Raw genomic sequence first — 18,403 nt, 5'->3', positions numbered from 1 at the left:
TTTTTTACGTCTTTATAAACTTAAATTTTGTCAAAAATTAAAGAACCCTTAAACCTTTTCTAAGTTTTATATCTACTAATAGTTGTTCGTTAATACACTAATTTATCGATTTATTAATTAATCACACATTGATCTAAATTAGTGAGTTTCATTCAGTACAAGTTTTCAAATAAAAACTGGTTAAATCCAGCATAAATTAATTGTGGATTTGAATGGGAGGAAATAATGAATAAAGTATACAAGTTAGTTTGGAATGCTAGACGTAAAGCTTTCATTGTTACATCAGAAAAAGCGCAATCAAAAGGGCGATTATTTTTGGTTAATTTGTTATCTGTAGCAACTTTAACCGCAGCAATGGTACCTGTTAGTTATGCGCAATGTATTGAATCTTCTCTTAAAAATAATAGTTGCGAGACAAAAATTACTAGCCAATATGCAAATCAAAATTTATTAAGTTTACAACGTAGTGATTATCTAAATCATCTGTTGAGCACTGCAAATCTTAACGGTTCAGTTGAAATATCTCTTCCACATCATCTCGAATCTAATGACGATGGTTATACCTACACAAGTGCCCCCAATGTTGATAACTTAGTTATAAACCAACCTGCTGGTGATATCATTGGTGGAACAAATGGTATTAATATTAATCATAATGGTAGTGGATCAACAAATATATCCATTAATGGTGATGTCACTGGTAAACAAAATGATGGGATACATGCTTCAAACTCAACTAATACTCAAGACTTAAACATTATAGAGACCGTAGGAGCCGACATTCATGGTAATTTGAATGGAATTAATGTTGCTAATAATGGTCACGGAACAACAACAATAACAACTTCAGATTCCGTTATAGGTGACGAAAGTGATGGTATTGTTGTGGTGAATGACGGTGATACAAAAGGTATTAAAGTAATCCAATTAGCAGGGAGCATCCATGGTAAAAAAAACGGTATTAATGCCGACAATAGAGGTAAAGAGACTACACATATCACAACTGCAGGTGAAGTTATTGGTGATGATAATGAAGGGATTAATGCCGTCAATGAACAAAATGCTGGTAATATGGCTATTGAACAAAACAGTGGTTCAATTAGTGGTCATTTAAACGGAATAAAAGCTAATAATTTGGGTAATGGTTCGACCACAATCACAACTACAGCCAAGATTACTGGGCAAAATAATGATGGAATATTTGTAAATAATAATAGTAATACTCATGATTTATCGGTTACCCAATCTTCCGGTTCAATTAGTGGAGAATTAAACGGAATCAATGCTATCAACGGCGGTAATGGGGCAACTATTGTAACCACTTCAGGAACGATTACAGCTAATCAGCAAGATGGTGTGGCTATTGTCAATCAAGCCAATACTAGAAAACTAACTTTCAACCAATTAAAAGGCGATATTACAGGCAAACAATATGGTATCAATATTGTCAATAATGGTAATGGTTTAACATCTATTAACAGTTATGGTAATGTCGAAGGTCAACAAAAAGATGGTATATTTGGTATTGGAGGTGTAAACACTAACGATTTAAACGTTAGTCAATCTACTGGTAGTATAAAAGGTGAACTAAACGGCATTAATATGACCAACCAAGGAAACGGTTCGACTTTAATTACGACTAATGGTGAAGTAACCGGTCATCAAAATGATGGGATATTTGCTGTTAACGAAGTGAATACTCATGAACTAACAATTAATCAATCTGCAGGCAATATTCATGGTCAATCAAATGGAATAAATATTAATAACAAAGGTAGTGGTTCGACGATTGTTAGCGCATCTGGCGATGTAATCGGTGACAATAATTACGGCATTAGCGCTGTTAATGAAACAAACACTAAAGACCTTAATATTCGGCAACCACTAGGTAATATTCACGGTAAGCTTGATGGTATTAATGTAGAACATAAAGGAACAGGCACAACAACCATCGCAACCTCTGGACAAGTGATAGGCGATCAAGAAAATGGAATCTATGCCATAACTCAAACGAATACTAAAAATTTAACAGCCAAACAATCATCTGGTTCTATTTTAGGGAAAAAAAATGGTATTAATTTTAATAATTTAGGAACTGGTTCAACTTTCATTAACACTGCAGGACAAGTAGAGGGTAGCGAAAATGATGGAATACTGGTTAATAATGATACTCATAGTCAAGATGTTAACATAATGCAAACTGCGGGTAGTATAAAAGGTAAGTTAAATGGCATTAATGTTAACAATAAAGGAAACGGTACTACATCAATAATAACCTCTAATGATGTTATCGGAACACAAAACAATGGTATGACCGCTGTTAATGAACAAAATACCCAAGACATAATTGTTTCTCAATTAGGCGGTAATATTCAAGGTTCACAAAATGGTATTAATATGTTTAACAACGGTAAAGGTGCCACATCAATTAATACATCCGGAACGGTTATCGGAAAACTTAATGATGGTATTTATGCGTTTAATAACAACAATACTACTGATCTTAAAGTTAGCCAATTAGACGGTGAAATTAACGGTAAACACAATGGCATGACAATTGAAAATAATGGACAAGGTTTAACATCTATTACTACTTTAGGTAAAGTCATAAGTGATCAAGAAGATGGAATATTTGCAACAAATAATACTAATTCTAAAGATCTAGACATAATTCAATCTGGTGGTGAAATTATTGGTAATAAGAATGGTATTAATATTGTTAATAATGGTCAAAGTTCAACCGTTATCAGTATAGCCGGAAAAGTTATTGGTAACAATAGTAATGCTATTTCAGCTGTAAGCCAATCCTCAACCAATAACCTATTATTTGGACAGACACAAAACAGTGAAATAATTGGTAAACTTAATAGTATTGAGCTTGCTAATCATGGACAAGGTTCAACAGGCCTTAAAGTTGCAGGCAAAATAGTTAGCCTAAACTTAGATGCCATTATTGCAACTAATTATTCTAATGCAAATAATTTAACATTTAGACAAGAATCGAATAGTGAGATCCAAGGCGCTAAAAATGGGATTAATTTCACTAATCAGGGAAATGGTTTTACTCGTATTGTGAGTGAAGGTAAGATCACTGCTAATAATGGTTCAGCAATATTAGTCTCCAATAACGATACAGCCTCAGATTTATTAATAAACCAAACAAATGGCATTATTAATGGTTTTGATAATGGTATTAAGGCAATCAATAATGGTACTGGGTCTACTGAGATTAACATTTTTGGCAAAGTAGAAGGACAATCAGGAACAGGTATTTATACCACAGGTAAAGAAGGGTTAAAAACCTATATAAATTTAAATCAGGGTGCAGATGTCTCATCGGCTAGTGACATTGCAATAACAAACGAAATCACAGATTCAATTATTTCTCTAAATGATGGTTCCAAAATTAGTGGACAAATTAGACTTGGAGAGGGTAATGATACACTGTTTATTAATGAAGGCGCAGATATATCACAATTAACCGCAATAGATGGTGGTAATAAATTTACGCGCGTAGGTGGATCGTTTGACGAGGATACCCTTAACCTTAATGTTCATCTTATTGGCTCATCAACTTCAAGCGGTTCGACTGGAAATGTATCAATTGTTGGATGGGAAAATATTAATCTCAGTCAGATTGGTAAATTGACATTAACAGGTGATTTAAATACAGATAAATTAACTCTTGAATCAGGCGCAATTGTTGATCTTCAATCCACTTTACATCAATCACAAATTAGTGGAAGCGTTTATAATGGAGGGACTATAACACTTGGTAATTCCTATCCAGGAGACAGTTTGATTATTGCTGGCGATTATGTTGGAAATAATGGGAAATTAGTGCTTGATACCGTCGTTCAAAATAGCAATAGTCCAACAGATCGATTATTTGTAAATGGTAATGTTTCAGGAAACACATTTATACAAATTAATAATATTAATGGGTTAGGTGCTGATACGAGTAATACCAATGGCATTGAATTAGTCCATGTAGATGGAGTAAGTACTGATGATGCATTTAAAATGCAACAAGACCATTTAGATGTTGGCGCATATGAGTATTATTTGCATAAAGGTGATCTTAACAACCAAAATAACAACTGGTATTTACGCAATAATTTACCTAATAACCCAACAAATCCAACTAACCCAACAAATCCAACTAATCCAACTAATCCAACAAGCCCAACAAATCCAACGAATCCGACAAACCCAACGAATCCGACAAACCCAACGAATCCGACAAACCCAACGAATCCGACAAACCCAACGAATCCAACAAACCCGACGAATCCGACAAACCCGACGAATCCAACAGGTCCAACGAATCCAACAGGTCCAACCAATCCAACCAATCCAATCGATCCAAGTATTGATCCGGATACAGGAAAACCTGTTAAACCAGCAGGTGTAAAAACTTATCGTAAAGAAGTTCCTTTGTTTGGAGCAATCGCAGAACAACTTCGCTTAGCAGAAAATATTATGCAAAGTAATTTACATCAACGTATTGGTAATATGCCGTTGTTAGATTCACCAATAAGTTGGGGTAGAATTATAACTAAACGTATTGATGTAGAACAAAATGGCATTACTAATCCTCAAAGCAAAGGAAACTACACTGGTTTTCAATTGGGAAGTGATTTTTGGCAAGAAGACAATTGGCGACTGGGCGCTTATTTTGGCTATTTGTATGGTAATATGACCGTTAATGGGTTTGCTAGTGGTCGAAATGGACAAGTGGGTAAAAATGGTATAAATTCCTACTTCTTAGGCGCTTATAGTACTTATATGCAAGACAATGGTACTTATCTTGATATTGTTTTACAAGGGGCTCGTCATCGTGTCAATGTAAAACCTGATGGTAATGAAAACAGCAAACAAAAAAGCTATGGCTTAAGTGCATCAATTGAAACAGGTAAACCATTTATCTTATCGGCTAATGGATGGAAGTTTGAACCACAAGCCCAAATCATACATCAATGGCTTGATATGCATGATAGTAATATTAGTGGTAATACCAAAGTAAAACATAGTAATAATAATGCTGTGTTGTTCAGAATTGGTGCTCGTTTTGAAGGTAATTTCAAAATGGATGATACATTATTACGTCCTTATGCTCGTGTTAACCTGTTCTATTCACCAAGTGGTGCTGATCATGTAACCTTTGCTAGTAAAAATGCTGCTACGGAATTTAGTAATGGTGCTAAATATTTAAGTTCGGAAATGGCAATAGGTGGCAGTTTTGAGATTAATAATCAATTCAGCGCTTATACAGAAATCGGCCATACATGGACAAATGGTGGTGATGCAAGAGTCAAAGCACCGATTAGCGCATCTGTTGGTATTCGGGCTAATTGGTAATAGTTAAATAAACTTTCACTAAGACAAAAAAAACCGCTATGACATAGCGAAATTGAAGTGACCCCCAATAGTTGGCCCCCCAATTACTGGGGGGCTTTTTTTTGTCAAAATATAGTCGAGATTTAAAAATTATCATAGCTAATGAATTCTTATCAGGAGAATCATCGGAAATATTTTCTAAAAACTTTATTCAAACAACTTGATTCAGAATAACCATATCTAAACGCATTATTATCGATATCAACGTCATACAGCTGGATTAAAAAGTGATATTACAGTTTTTATATTTTAATCTTAAAGATAAATTGTTATAGGATTTCTAGCGAAGATCTGAATCTTACTTTTTCTAAAATTAGTCTTGTTTAGAATGCAATCAACTTGTTGCACTAAATATTTACTATCATTAGACATAGATAAAATTAACTCAGACTTTTTAAAGGGGTTAAAAGCCCCCCCTTTTTTGGAGGCGATCATGATGTTTATTAATATTCAATCTATATTACAATTTTAAAGTTAAATATTAGGTCGGCGTTTAGTCAGCCACTCTACAACTGCAGGATCTCGATGTGAGAAAAATGCACTGGTCGCAGTATCAATTGCGGTAATATCGATCATATCTTGATTTGAAAGTTTAAAATCAAATATATTAAAATTTTCGGTCATACGTTCTTTTCTTACTGATTTTGCTAAACAGACAATTTGGCGTTGTATTAACCAGCGTAAAATAACTTGACCAACTGATTTATTATACTTATTACCAATGGTGGTTAAAACAGGATGATTGAAAATATCATTTTTTCCTTCTGCAAACGGTGCCCATGCTTCAGGCTGAATCGTTTTACTTTGCATCCAAGGAGCTGCTTGTAATTGCTGGTTAAATGGATTAACTTCTATTTGATTTACAGCTGGTTTTATTTTATTAAAGGCCATTAAATCAGCTAAACGATCTGGCTGAAAATTACTGACACCAATGGCTTTAATTTTTCCTTGCTCGTAGAGCTCTTCCATTGCATGCCAAGCACCATAAATATCACCAAAAGGTTGGTGGATTAAATATAAATCAATATAATCCACTTGTAATAAATTTAATGATTGTTCAAATTGGATTTTAGTACCTTCATAACTAGCTCGGTTTAACCAAAGTTTGGTGGTAATAAATAGATCTTTTCGGTCAATCCCACTAACTTTAATTGCATTTCCGACTTGGCGTTCATTTTGATAAGCGGTTGCAGTGTCAATCAGGCGATAACCAACATCAATTGCATCTAATACTGCTTGTTCACAATGCTTTTCATCAATTTGATAAACACCAAATCCTAAAGTTGGCATCTCGATCCCATTATTTAATTTTTTCTTTATCATAATGATCACCTCTACAAAAAATTAACTGAAAATACCGAGTGTTATTGTATTTTATGATTATTTATCAATTATATTATTTAGTAAAGCTAAAAATATTAATCAGTTAAAATAAAGTTTTGTATGCCAACAACTTTACGAACAATCATCTATCGTTTGCGTTTAGTTTAATTATTAAACGTCATCAGATAGTTTTATTAGGATTAATTTAGTTAGAATAAATTCCAATACATTTTTTGATAACTGTAAATTTTTTTAATTCATTAAGGTTTGATAGATTGATTTGCTTTTTTATCTACTTTAGTTACAAGATAATTTACTGAACAATACTATTGCAATTTTAATTTATCGCATATTAGAAGTTGCGTTATTTGTATATGATTATTTTTTGGTATTAATAGTAAAACATTGAGGATTCTGTTAGATGATACTTATATTATTGTATGAATATTGATGTTTTAAGCGATTTTGAAAATGTTTAAAACTCTGTTATTAAATACAAAGATTCAGTTATGATTGAAAGTGCAAATCATTTCGATTTATATAATAATTTTATCAGATTACTATTGTTGAATTTCGGTATTTTTTAGAGAAAATCTAAAAGAATTTACTAATATATTAATAAAAAAATAAAATGACGATTCGTCCTGTACCTCTAGATAAATCTTACCGCTTACTGAATCATGGGATAACGGTAATTGTTTAGCAGACAATGATAATACTGAAAATGTTATGTCAGCATCTTGGATCTGCTCATTAGATATGTTTCATGCAAAATTGACAGCAGTTACTAGACAAAAAGTCATTCACACGGCAACTCATCGAAAAGAGCTAGAAATTTGCAATACAAGTTCCCATTGCCAGACAGGCTGAACAAGTTATTGGCGCAGTTACACAAAGTTATTTTGATAATCCAAGCAAATTAGCCGATAACCACATTGAGTTATTTTAACAAGATGGTTTTGATGTACCTCTCGTAAAAGACTATGCTGCTTGGTTGATCTGTCTTCTGATCACTGAAGAATATAACCAGCAAAATTACAATCTATTAATTGGTGAAGTTGTCGGTGCATGGGCTGACGATCATATTCATGAAAATGGTCATTGGCAGTTTGATGAGATAAGTAATGAAATGAAGACGTTGCATTATATAGCGGGTAATCAGTTTTTTATCACAGGTAAAGGAGTTGTTGTTAAAGATTAGCCTAGATATTTTCTAAATTTATTACACAATTAATAATATCTTTAAAGTTATGATGTATAACGATAAGTTGTCCATTAATCAATTATATTTAAAATGTTGCTTAACATGTAAATCGTCCAACATTTTTTAAACGTTACTATCTAATTATTGCTAAAAACAATGACTTGCTACTGTTTTTTAATTTCTAAATATTTATAAAATCATGATCTCTCGCCAATTATTTTTAATATCCTTGTATATAAAAAGGAATAATAAATCTTAATAATTGAATAATGTGATATAAAAAATAGTTATCATAATAATTTTTTTATAGTTTTACTGTTCAATTATGGTAATGTTTTGCCGTTACATTATTAAATAGGGAAATACTATGCCTCATTCAACTAATAGATTGGTTCGTATTTATTTTAAAGTAGGGCTGATACCGCAAATTATATTGGGATTAATTTTAGGTATTGCATTAGCCGCTATTTCGAAAGATCTTGCATTAGATATGTCCTTTATTGGAGCACTTTTTATTAATGCCTTAAAATCCGTCGCTCCTATTTTGGTTCTTATTTTAGTTATTGCTTCAATATCCAATCACCAACATGGTAAACGCGCTAATATGGGTGAACTTCTTACGCTTTATTTTTCTGGAATGATATTGGCCGCATTATTAGCAACGGTTGCTAGTTTTATCTTTCCTTCTGTTATTTCATTAGGAGATGCCGCTGACCAAAGCAAATTAACCCCTCCAGGTAGTATTATTGAAGTGTTAAAAACGTTGTTTAACAAAATGATCGACAATCCAGTAAATGCGTTGGTTAATGCTAACTATATTGGTCTTATAATTTGGGGCGTTGGTATTGGGATTGCGTTAAGGCACTCAAGTGAAACGACCAAAACAATGATGAACGATCTGTCTTTAGCAATTTCATTCATTGTAAGAATTATTATTCGCTTTGCACCATTAGGCGTATTTGGTTTAGTTGCCTCAACTCTTGCAGAAACAGGTTTTGGGGAATTACTTAAATATGCCCATCTAATAGTCGTATTAGTGTCTTGTATGTTAATTGTGGCATTAATTATTAATCCATTATTAGCGTATATTGTTATGCGTAAAAATCCATTTCCACTCGTTTTGACTTCATTAAAAGATAGTGCCATCCCAGCATTCTTTACTCGTAGTTCAGCAGCAAATATTCCGGTTAATATCGAAATTTGCAAAAGATTAAAAATGGATGAAGATACCTATTCCGTAGCAGTACCATTAGGTGCGGCTATTAATATGTCAGGTGCGGCAATCACTATCACTATTTTAACTTTAGCGACCGTTAATTCTTTGCATATAGAAGTGGATATTTTTTCTGCGGTATTACTTTGTATTGTGACGAGCGTATGCGCATGTGGTGCATCCGGTATCGCAGGCGGGTCTTTATTGCTTATTCCCGTTGCTTGTAGTATGTTTGGTATACCTAACGAAATTTCAGCAAAAGTCATTGGTATCGGGATTGCTATTGGTGTAATTCAAGATTCTGTTGAAACTGCGCTTAATTCATCTAGTGATGTCGTATTTATCGGTGCAGTATCAGAAAAAGTCCAACGTAATAAGACAAAATAGTTTTAAAATATGTAGATAACCGTTAGCTTATACTTATCTCAACAGCCTGATAAAAAAATTTATCAGGCTTTTTTATTAACCAATAGATTTAGTCATCAGGCAAATTATTGCATTTATTGATATGACTATTTATCATAATTCAAAATTCAATCAATTATATTCACGTAAAATATTGGAATCTTATGCCATCTAATCAAACTATTTCTGCTTCGACATTTCCCAAAAAAGGTAATACAAAAAAAGGTAATGAGACAAGAGCTGCACTGATTCGTAGTGGAGTAGAATTGATGACCACATATGGGTACATTTCATCAAATATTGAAAATATTTTAAAGCAGGTAGGCGTGCCCAAAGGTTCCTTTTATTATTACTTCAAAAGTAAGGAAGACTTTGGAAAAGCAATCATAGCCAGTTATGATAGTTTTTTTGCTCATAAATTAGATAAGCATTTAAATGATTCGTCGATTAAATCACCTATCGCCCGAATTAAAGCTTTTTGCGAAGATGCAAAGCAAGGTATGGCAAAGTATGATTATAATCGTGGATGCTTAATTGGCGAATTAATTCAAGAAGAATCACTCTTACCTCAAGGTTATGCGCAACTGCTTGAACAGGTTTTGCAAAGTTGGCAAGTTAAAATAGAAAAATGCCTTGAATTGGCAAGAAAATCAGGTGAAATCAACGCAAACATTGATTGTAAATTATTATCTGAATTTTTTTGGTTAGGCTGGGAAGGTGCGGTAACACGTAGCAAATTGCTAAAAAAATCAGAGCCGTTAGATACATTTATAACTATTTTCATTAATATGATGATTAAATAGAATGTAACATCCTAATATATTATAAATTTATTTTTTTAAACCTTGTCCAAATATAATTTATTGCTTTTAACTAGACGATCGGTCTATAATTTTTAGACCATTCGTCTATTAATGGTAAATAAATTATCTAACTGACGAGCCAACTATTTCAGTGAGTCAATTATCTATTGGTTTATTATCCATTACACAATAAGGAATATGTATGTCATTCAATGCCATTATTTTAGAGAAAAATGAGGTTACTGGGTTTTCCCATTCATTGAAAACCATAACGAAACAACAACTACTTCAACAACAAGGCGATACCTTAGTAAAAATACAATATTCAAGTATTAATTATAAAGATGCATTAGCATTGACCAATAAAAGTCCTATTGTTAGACAATGGCCAATGGTTCCAGGTATTGATGGTGTAGGGATGGTAATTGAATGTCAAAGTGGTCGTTATAAACCAGATGATTTGGTTATTTTGAATGGTTGGGGGTGCGGTGAAACACATTGGGGATGCCTTGCTCAATATGCCTATTTGAAATCAGATTGGCTAATTCCATTACCATGCAATCTAACTCCTTATCAATCAATGATTATTGGTACTGCAGGGTATACAGCTGCTTTATGTGTTTTGCGTATTGTTGATTTTGGCGTTAAACCAGAAGATGGCAAAATTTTAGTTACAGGCGCTACAGGTGGCGTTGGTTCAGTTGCTATCGCATTATTGAGTAAATTAGGTTATCAGGTCACCGCCTCAACCAGTAAAATGAATGATGAAGATTATTTACATAAACTGGGTACGGTCGAGATTATTGATAGTCAATCATTAAAAGAGCCTAATCGGCCATTACAAAAAGAACAATGGTCAGCAGCAATTGATGTGGTTGGTTCGTATACATTAGCAAACATTTGTGCACAAACTCAATATGGTGGTATTGTCACTTGTTGTGGTCTTGCTCAAGGTATGGATTTACCGGCAACGGTTGCACCTTTTATTTTACGTGGCGTGACATTAGCAGGTGTTGATAGTGTGATGGCGAGCTATGGTAAACGGGTTGCTGCATGGCAATTAATAGCACAACATTTTGATGAAAAACTATTTTCTCATATAGGCCAAACAGTTACCTTAAATGAATGCCCTGACATAGCTAATAAAATGATAGCTGGACAAATTAAAGGGCGTTTTGTGGTTGATGTTAATCATTAACGAAAAAATTAACTATATAAATTTCTTATGATTTAGCGGTGTAAAATATTCACCGCTCATTCAAGTTAAGTAAATAATCGATTTAAATGTAAACAAAAAGGATTAATTCAGTAATTATCCTTGTATTTCCTGTGAAATCAGAATAAATTCAATCTAAGTAAGCTGTTTTGAAAGTAAAGTTCGCAATGACCGTTTAAAATTATCAATATTTAGTGAGTAATTTAAAGAGGGGAAATGTGATATGCCTTATCAAACACGAGATGATCTACCTGAATCGGTTCGACATGTTCTACCTGCCCATGCTCAAGATATTTTTAAAGAAGCTTTTAATAATGCAATGAAAGAGTATCAAGATCCTAAAAAACGACGAGACAATAGTTCGCCTGAACAAATTGCGTTTCGAGTTGCTTGGTCGGCGGTTGAGAAGCTTTATCATAAAGATGAAAATGGCAAATGGGTTGCTAAATAATCACCTAAATGATAAATATTCTTTGTTTTAACATTTATTAATACTATTGATTAATAATCAATAAAAAGATAGTATAAAATCTAAGCCAACATGTATGGTTGGCTTAATTTATATTTAAATCAAGGAATTAAAATGTTTATTTTTTCTCTTACCTATCTTAAACCCATTAATGAAGTAGAAAAATATTTACCACAACATATTGAATATCTAGAACACTATTATCAATCAGGGCATTTTATTGCTTCTGGTCGCAAAGTACCTCGCAAAGGTGGTGTAATTCTTTGTTGTGCTGATAGTCATGAACAAGCCATGTCAATCATACAAGAAGATCCGTTCTATATTCACCACATTGCCGAATATGAACTGATAGAATTTATCCCTACAAAATATGCAAAAGAGTTTGAAGTATTTATTTAATTATTGTCGATTGTTTAAAATTTATTTTTAATAACATGGAACATCAATATCGATCTTTAATTTAAAAATTAAACAGTTATATCATCCATTTGATAAAATAAATATAATGTTAATTATCTAAAATTTAAACTTTCATATTCGCTTATCTAATCAATCCTATCTTTAAACATAACCATTCAAAAAAATTAATTGAAACTGTGAACCTTTTTTGCTTTTTTGAGCCTCTATATATGTATGTTATTTAATAAATAAAATGATATTAAATTCATTTAATTTTACTATTCGAGTATGACGGATTAAATAAAGATTAAAAAAACATGAGTAAAAACAGAGAACAACTAATCAAATTAGCTTGTCAGGGAGATCAACAAGCAATTGAAAAGTTATTGTTGATTTGTCAGCCCGATATTAAACGATTCGCTCGAAGAACATGTTCAACCTCAGAAGATGTTGAGGATACTGTTCAAATTGCATTATGGCAGTTATATCGAAAAATGGGATGTTAAAAACAGTAGCAACGTTTACAGGATGGTTATTTCGTATAGTTGAACGAGAATGCTATCGGTTATTTAAAATTAGGCGCTCAAAAACTATTAATTCAGACTTTGAACTTGATAATTTGCCTGCAACATACCTTGATATGGATCTAAAAATTGACTTAATTAATGCAATTATTGTTTTGCCATTAATCTATCGAGAAGTCCTAATTTTAAAAGATGTTCAGGAATATTCCTCTCCTGAAGTTGCGACCAAATTAGGCATTAGTGTCCAAGCCGTAAAAAGCAGATTGCACCGAGCTAGAACAATAATAAAAGAACAAATTAATTCACAAAAAATTTCTAATATTTAAATTAACAATAGGAGAGCATTATGTATTGTCGTAATTCAATAACTTTACATTTAATAAGAGGGTTGGGTGCAGTTATGTTGATTATAGGAATCTTTGTATTTCAACTTTCACTTGTTACACAACTGTTTTTTATTCTTTGTGCAGTTCTTTTGTTACGAGGCTGTCCTGCTTGTTGGTTTTTCGGTTTAATTAAAAAACGACAAATACAAAAAGGAGAATAACATGAGTAATTATCAATCAAGTAATGATTTTAAATATCTTGCTTCTTTATTGAAATATGCCCCCAATGAAACCCAAGCATTTATACATTTTGATCAGCAGACGATTAAGCGAACTGATGGAGTTATTCCAACAAAAACACGAGAATTAATTGCATTAGCTATAGCGCTTACGATGCAATGTGCTTATTGTATCGATGTTCATGTTAAAGGTGCAAAACGGGCAGGGGTAAGTGTTGATGAGTTGGCTGAATTGATTTCGATTTCCGCATCGGTAAGAGCTGGCGCAACCATGGCTCATGGTCTGTTAGCAATGCGCCTGTTTGAACAAAATAATAGTTAAATTTTATTTAGTTTAATCGTATTTTAAAAAATGGCAGTAATTAAGAAAATAGTTAAACTGCCAAATTTTACTATTCAACTATCTAATTAGATGGCATTTTTATCTTTTCTTCTCCAATTTTATCTCTTTATCTTAATGTAAGATAAATTTTCCTTATTATGTTTTTATTTATTATTTTTCCTTATCAATAAGGAAAAAGTTGGTTAGTAATTAATTATTTTTCCTTTTATACTGAAGTTGAAATGTCAATAAATATAGGTACTTGATTATGAATAATAAAGGTTTACCAAAAGGTTTTTTATGGGGAGGAGCTGTTGCCGCTCATCAATTAGAAGGTGCTTGGCAAGCTGGTGGTAAGGGTCCTAGTGTTGCTGATGTGATGACTGTTGGATCGCCAAAAAGTTATCGAAAAATCACGGAAGGCATTATTCCAGGAGAATATTATCCTAATCATGAAGCTATCGATTTTTATCATCATTACAAAGATGATATTAAACTTTTTGCTGAAATGGGTTTCAAATGTTTTCGAACCTCAATTGCTTGGACTCGTATTTTTCCGAAAGGTGATGAGCTTGAACCAAATGAAGAAGGTCTGAAGTTTTATGATGATCTTTTCGATGAGTGTTTGAAATATAACATTGAGCCAGTTGTTACCCTTTCGCACTTTGAGTTACCTTATTATTTAGTTACCGAATATGGCGGTTTTCGAAATCGAAAATTAATCGATTTCTTTGTTCGCTTTGCAGCGGTGTGTTTTGATCGCTATAAGAATAAAGTTAAATATTGGATGACTTTTAACGAAATCAATAACCAAGCTAATTTTAACGAAGATTTTGCCCCATTCACTAACTCTGGTATTTATTATAAACCAGGCGATAATCGCGAAGAAATCATGTATCAAGCCGCACATTATGAATTAGTTGCTAGTGCTAAAGCAGTACAAATTGGTCATGCGATTAATCCTGATTTTGAGATTGGTTGTATGATTGCTTTAGTACCAATCTATCCAGAAACATGCAAACCAAGCGATATCTTAATGGCTCAAAAAGTCATGGAACGTAAGTATTTCTTTACTGATGTCCATGTTCATGGTGAATACCCAAATTACATAAAAAAATATTGGCAACGTAAAAACATTAAACTTGATATTACCCCACAAGATTTGGAAGTGTTAACGAAAGGAACAGTTGACTATATTGGATTTAGTTATTACATGTCGAATGTGGTTAGACACAATAAGGGTAATGACCATTTTGATTATAATGAAAAAACTGATTTAGTCGGTAATCAGTATGTCAAAAAATCCGATTGGGGGTGGCAAATTGACCCTGAAGGCTTACGTTATACATTAAATTGGTTAACCGATACTTACCGTTTGCCACTTTTCATTGTTGAAAATGGTTTTGGTGCCTATGACAAAGTTGAAGCGGATGGAAGTATTCATGATACTTATCGAATTGAATATTTACGTGAGCATATAAAACAAATGAAGTTAGCCGTTGAAGAAGATGGCGTTGAATTGATGGGATATACCCCTTGGGGCTGTATTGATTTAGTTTCAGCAGGAACTGGCGAAATGGAAAAACGTTACGGTTTTATCTACGTCGATAAAGACAATAAAGGCAATGGAACCTTAAAACGTAGTCGAAAAGATTCATTTGCTTGGTATAAAAAAGTCATTGAGACAAATGGTGAAACTTTATAACGATAAAATTCATTAGGAGAGATTATGAAAAAAGCGTTAATTATTTGTGCTGCAGGTATGTCATCATCACTTATGGCTAAAAAGGTAACTGAATTTTTTGCTAGCCAAAATAAACCTATTGAGCTTGATGCGGTATCGGCAACACAAGGCAGCAATATGATTAAAAATAGTGATTTTGCACTGTTTTTAATTAGCCCTCAAACCATGATGATGTTTGATAAATTAAAAGCATTAGGTGATGAAGTAGGTAAACCAGTAGTCAGTATTCCATTTCAAGCCTATATCCCTATTCAATCGGGTATAGAGCAGTTAGCTAAATTAGTTGAGGATAATATTAATTAAAAATTAAGAAAATCCCAGTTCTACCGATCTAAATATGATGCGATTGCTTAATTAAGTGATCGCATCATAAAAATGGTTCAAGTTTTTGAGTGTTCTTTCAATAATTTAACCATTTAGGATAGATTTAGTTAATAGCTTAGGTATAGTAGATAATGATAAAACATAAACAACGAGAACTCATTAGTTTACTAGTTCGTTCTAAAAATGAATATAAAAGTAGCCAAGAACTTGCTACTGAATTATCCTTATCTGACCGTACAGTACGTACTTACCTTAAAGATTTAAAAACTTTAATTGAACGCAATGGTGGCAATATAGTCAGTAAGCAAGGCTATGGCTTCCAGTTAGAAATTTTAGATAGAACTTCGTTTAACTTATTTTTAATTGAACATCATTTATTAGATAAAAATCTTGAACAATCTCAATGTCGTGAAGCCAGTGAGCGGAAACATTTTATCCTTAATTTGTTATTACTAGAGAGTCAAAAAGTTGATGTTGAAGAGTTATCTGAACAGCTATATATTAGTTCATCACAATTAAATAAAGATATTGCTGAGATAAAATCTCAATTACAGACCTATGAATTAACCCTTAAAAAAAATCGATCTTTAATTTTTGTCGATGGTGAAGAAAAAGCCAAACGTCATTTTATAATGAGTTACTTTTTCCATGAAGATTCGATTAATTTTTTACACCATTTATCTTATTTCAATCAATCATGTGAAGCTATTAGCTTTGATACTCTTACTATCATTATTTTAGATGAGTGTCGTGAAGCAAATATCAAATTATCTGATGTAATGATTCAAAATATTGTATTGCATTTATCACTAAGCATTAAGCGTTTACAATCAGGACTTTCTATTCAAAATCTTGATTTGCCCGTTTCAACCAGTACAACGCTTGAATACCAAGTTGCCAATAAAATCATTGCACGCATTGAATCTGTAATTGGTTTTCACTTTCCGAAAGAAGAGCAAATGTATCTTACTTTACATTTGATGAGTAAATCAAATTTAATTCAAGATGTTCTTGATGATGAACTCTGCTCATCATTAACCAATTTACTTCTAAAAATTCAACAAGAGACTAGTTACCCTTTTTGGCATGATGAACAATTGAAAAATGGATTAATTCAACACCTAAAACCTATGCTAGTGCGTTTAGAACAAAATATAAAATTAGAAAATCCATTAATAGATGAAATTAAGGATCAATATTTAGAAGTTTTTATGTTAGTTAAACGTTATTTAAACCAATTACCTAGTTTAAATAAGTATAAGGTCAATGATGATGAATGGGGGTATCTGGCGCTGCATTTTTTAGCTTCACTTGAAAAGTTAAAAAACGAACAGAAGGCTAAAGTTTTGATCATTTGTGCAACAGGAGTAGGCAGTGCACAATTATTAAAAAATCGGGTTCAGAGCGAATTTGATGAGCGTGTAAAAATAGTTGCAACCCGTGGTTACTATGAAATTGAACCCGAAATGATAAATGATATTGACTTTATTATTTCATCTGTCGATTTATCATCAAAAGTATTTAAAGTCCCCGTATTTCATGTATCGGTATTTTTGGGTGAAGAGGATGTTCAAGCAATTCGTCGATATCTTTCTCATAGACAAACGCCCAATTTATTACCTAAAGATTCCTTACCAATAACAACAGAACACAAGAAGCAAAATCACTCGAATTATATTGCTCAGATTTTTGATGATATTGCTGCTGATTATTTTTATTTGTGCCATCGAAAGCCAACTAAACAAACCGTATTAGATCATTTAGTTGATCTATTATCCGTTAATGAAGTTAAAAACTTCAAACAAGAGATGAAAAAGCAAATGGAAAAACGTATGGCTATTGGCGAAATACTCTTTAGTCCAACAATTGTGGTTCCACATCCTGCTATACCGGTTGGCAAGATAGCGAAAATAGCCATTGCTGTGATTCCCGATGGTTTGTTTTGGGATGACAATTATCAAAACGTTAAATTTGTTTTTATGATTTCACCATCAATTTATCAAAATTCAAACTTAGCCATGATGACAAAAGCAATCGTCAACTTAATTGATGATTTACCCATGCAACAGGCGATGTTAGACATTTCAGATTTTAATCAATTTAAATCACTTTTTATCCAACTAATTGAAAAAGGAGCGTAGCAATGAATGACAAAATGAGCTCAGAGGATATTCAAATTACTGCTTTCAATATTATTTTGCACAGTGGTAATGCTAAAACCAAAATCCATTCGGCTTTCGAATTGATGCGAAAGGGTGAGTTTGATAAAGCTAATCAGCTTTTAGATGAAGCGAATGATGAGATTTTAGAAGCCCATGAGTCGCAAACAGGACTACTTCAGTCTTATGCTAATGGGACTAAAATTGAAATGGAAATTATCATGGTTCATGCTCAAGATCATTTGATGACCACAATGACGCTTCGTGAAATTGCTATTGAGATGTCTCATCTATATCAACAAACATACAAGTTATCCAGTTAATTAAGAGGTC

At 32.6% G+C, this 18,403-nt stretch carries 16 protein-coding genes; 15 read left to right on the top strand and 1 reads right to left on the bottom strand.

Going from position 1 to position 18,403, the window contains the following annotated elements; all coding sequences use genetic code 11:
- Positions 1-225 precede the first annotated feature (225 nt).
- The gene (locus H3T96_RS04320; protein WP_144091712.1) at positions 226-5,361 is read left to right on the top strand and encodes an autotransporter outer membrane beta-barrel domain-containing protein; all 5,136 of its coding nucleotides are present in this window, start codon (positions 226-228) and stop codon (positions 5,359-5,361) included.
- 513 nt (positions 5,362-5,874) lie between these two features.
- Here the strand turns inward: H3T96_RS04320 and H3T96_RS04315 are convergent.
- Positions 5,875-6,723: an aldo/keto reductase gene (locus H3T96_RS04315; protein WP_144091645.1), complete on the bottom strand. Its 849-nt coding sequence runs from the start codon at positions 6,721-6,723 to the stop codon at positions 5,875-5,877.
- Between the two features lie 994 nt (positions 6,724-7,717).
- Here H3T96_RS04315 and H3T96_RS04310 point away from each other — a divergent pair.
- The 14 genes from H3T96_RS04310 to H3T96_RS04245 all read left to right on the top strand — a co-directional run bounded on the left by H3T96_RS04310 (position 7,718) and on the right by H3T96_RS04245 (position 18,393).
- Positions 7,718-7,924, top strand: a complete 207-nt coding sequence (locus tag H3T96_RS04310) for a hypothetical protein (RefSeq protein WP_198248596.1) — start codon at positions 7,718-7,720, stop codon at positions 7,922-7,924.
- 370 nt (positions 7,925-8,294) lie between these two features.
- Complete coding sequence (gene sstT, locus H3T96_RS04305; protein WP_086327534.1) at positions 8,295-9,527, top strand: serine/threonine transporter SstT; 1,233 nt, start codon at positions 8,295-8,297, stop codon at positions 9,525-9,527.
- A gap of 182 nt (positions 9,528-9,709) precedes the next feature.
- Positions 9,710-10,348, top strand: a complete 639-nt coding sequence (locus tag H3T96_RS04300; protein WP_144091646.1) for a TetR/AcrR family transcriptional regulator — start codon at positions 9,710-9,712, stop codon at positions 10,346-10,348.
- Between the two features lie 202 nt (positions 10,349-10,550).
- On the top strand, positions 10,551-11,546 hold the full coding sequence (locus tag H3T96_RS04295; RefSeq protein WP_144091647.1) for an MDR family oxidoreductase: 996 nt from the start codon (positions 10,551-10,553) through the stop codon (positions 11,544-11,546).
- A gap of 241 nt (positions 11,547-11,787) precedes the next feature.
- Entirely contained in the window at positions 11,788-12,015 is a 228-nt protein-coding gene (locus H3T96_RS04290; RefSeq protein ID WP_086326176.1) for a ChaB family protein, read from the top strand.
- Positions 12,016-12,147: 132 nt separating this feature from the next.
- Positions 12,148-12,432: a YciI family protein gene (locus tag H3T96_RS04285; protein ID WP_144091648.1), complete on the top strand. Its 285-nt coding sequence runs from the start codon at positions 12,148-12,150 to the stop codon at positions 12,430-12,432.
- A gap of 317 nt (positions 12,433-12,749) precedes the next feature.
- Positions 12,750-12,938, top strand: a complete 189-nt coding sequence (locus H3T96_RS04280) for an RNA polymerase sigma factor (protein ID WP_198248595.1) — start codon at positions 12,750-12,752, stop codon at positions 12,936-12,938.
- Entirely contained in the window at positions 12,932-13,282 is a 351-nt protein-coding gene (locus H3T96_RS04275; protein WP_198248594.1) for an RNA polymerase sigma factor, read from the top strand. The genes H3T96_RS04280 and H3T96_RS04275 overlap by 7 nt, the downstream gene beginning before the upstream one ends.
- Before the next feature lie 20 nt (positions 13,283-13,302).
- Entirely contained in the window at positions 13,303-13,503 is a 201-nt protein-coding gene (locus tag H3T96_RS04270) for a hypothetical protein (protein WP_144091649.1), read from the top strand.
- A 1-nt stretch (position 13,504) separates the two neighbouring features.
- Positions 13,505-13,843 carry a carboxymuconolactone decarboxylase family protein gene (locus H3T96_RS04265; RefSeq protein ID WP_144091650.1) on the top strand — a complete coding sequence of 113 codons (339 nt, stop codon included), beginning with the start codon at positions 13,505-13,507 and terminating at the stop codon, positions 13,841-13,843.
- 268 nt (positions 13,844-14,111) lie between these two features.
- On the top strand, positions 14,112-15,548 hold the full coding sequence (locus H3T96_RS04260; protein ID WP_144091651.1) for a 6-phospho-beta-glucosidase: 1,437 nt from the start codon (positions 14,112-14,114) through the stop codon (positions 15,546-15,548).
- 24 nt (positions 15,549-15,572) lie between these two features.
- Entirely contained in the window at positions 15,573-15,890 is a 318-nt protein-coding gene (locus tag H3T96_RS04255) for a PTS cellobiose transporter subunit IIB (RefSeq protein WP_086326178.1), read from the top strand.
- Between the two features lie 152 nt (positions 15,891-16,042).
- The gene (locus H3T96_RS04250) at positions 16,043-18,052 is read left to right on the top strand and encodes a BglG family transcription antiterminator (protein ID WP_144091652.1); all 2,010 of its coding nucleotides are present in this window, start codon (positions 16,043-16,045) and stop codon (positions 18,050-18,052) included.
- A 2-nt stretch (positions 18,053-18,054) separates the two neighbouring features.
- Entirely contained in the window at positions 18,055-18,393 is a 339-nt protein-coding gene (locus H3T96_RS04245; protein ID WP_086326180.1) for a PTS cellobiose transporter subunit IIA, read from the top strand.
- The last annotated feature ends 10 nt before the right edge of the window (positions 18,394-18,403 follow it).

Origin of the sequence: Gilliamella sp. W8136, assembly GCF_016101285.1 — a bacterium.
Taxonomy (GTDB): domain Bacteria; phylum Pseudomonadota; class Gammaproteobacteria; order Enterobacterales; family Orbaceae; genus Gilliamella; species Gilliamella apicola_N.
Note: the sequence above shows the minus strand (reverse complement) of the source record. Positions and strands in the feature narration are given on the sequence as shown.

What these genes read in the sequence shown, in the direction of transcription:
- H3T96_RS04275 (WP_198248594.1), top strand. Translation starts at nt 12,932, where the DNA reads ATGTTAAAAACAGTAGCAACGTTTACAGGATGGTTATTTCGTATAGTT.
- H3T96_RS04320 (WP_144091712.1), top strand. Translation starts at nt 226, where the DNA reads ATGAATAAAGTATACAAGTTAGTTTGGAATGCTAGACGTAAAGCTTTC.
- H3T96_RS04270 (WP_144091649.1), top strand. Translation starts at nt 13,303, where the DNA reads ATGTATTGTCGTAATTCAATAACTTTACATTTAATAAGAGGGTTGGGT.
- H3T96_RS04250 (WP_144091652.1), top strand. Translation starts at nt 16,043, where the DNA reads ATGATAAAACATAAACAACGAGAACTCATTAGTTTACTAGTTCGTTCT.
- H3T96_RS04315 (WP_144091645.1), bottom strand. Translation starts at nt 6,723, where the DNA reads ATGATAAAGAAAAAATTAAATAATGGGATCGAGATGCCAACTTTAGGA.
- H3T96_RS04265 (WP_144091650.1), top strand. Translation starts at nt 13,505, where the DNA reads ATGAGTAATTATCAATCAAGTAATGATTTTAAATATCTTGCTTCTTTA.
- H3T96_RS04245 (WP_086326180.1), top strand. Translation starts at nt 18,055, where the DNA reads ATGAATGACAAAATGAGCTCAGAGGATATTCAAATTACTGCTTTCAAT.
- H3T96_RS04285 (WP_144091648.1), top strand. Translation starts at nt 12,148, where the DNA reads ATGTTTATTTTTTCTCTTACCTATCTTAAACCCATTAATGAAGTAGAA.
- H3T96_RS04300 (WP_144091646.1), top strand. Translation starts at nt 9,710, where the DNA reads ATGCCATCTAATCAAACTATTTCTGCTTCGACATTTCCCAAAAAAGGT.
- H3T96_RS04260 (WP_144091651.1), top strand. Translation starts at nt 14,112, where the DNA reads ATGAATAATAAAGGTTTACCAAAAGGTTTTTTATGGGGAGGAGCTGTT.
- H3T96_RS04295 (WP_144091647.1), top strand. Translation starts at nt 10,551, where the DNA reads ATGTCATTCAATGCCATTATTTTAGAGAAAAATGAGGTTACTGGGTTT.
- sstT (WP_086327534.1), top strand. Translation starts at nt 8,295, where the DNA reads ATGCCTCATTCAACTAATAGATTGGTTCGTATTTATTTTAAAGTAGGG.
- H3T96_RS04290 (WP_086326176.1), top strand. Translation starts at nt 11,788, where the DNA reads ATGCCTTATCAAACACGAGATGATCTACCTGAATCGGTTCGACATGTT.
- H3T96_RS04255 (WP_086326178.1), top strand. Translation starts at nt 15,573, where the DNA reads ATGAAAAAAGCGTTAATTATTTGTGCTGCAGGTATGTCATCATCACTT.
- H3T96_RS04280 (WP_198248595.1), top strand. Translation starts at nt 12,750, where the DNA reads ATGAGTAAAAACAGAGAACAACTAATCAAATTAGCTTGTCAGGGAGAT.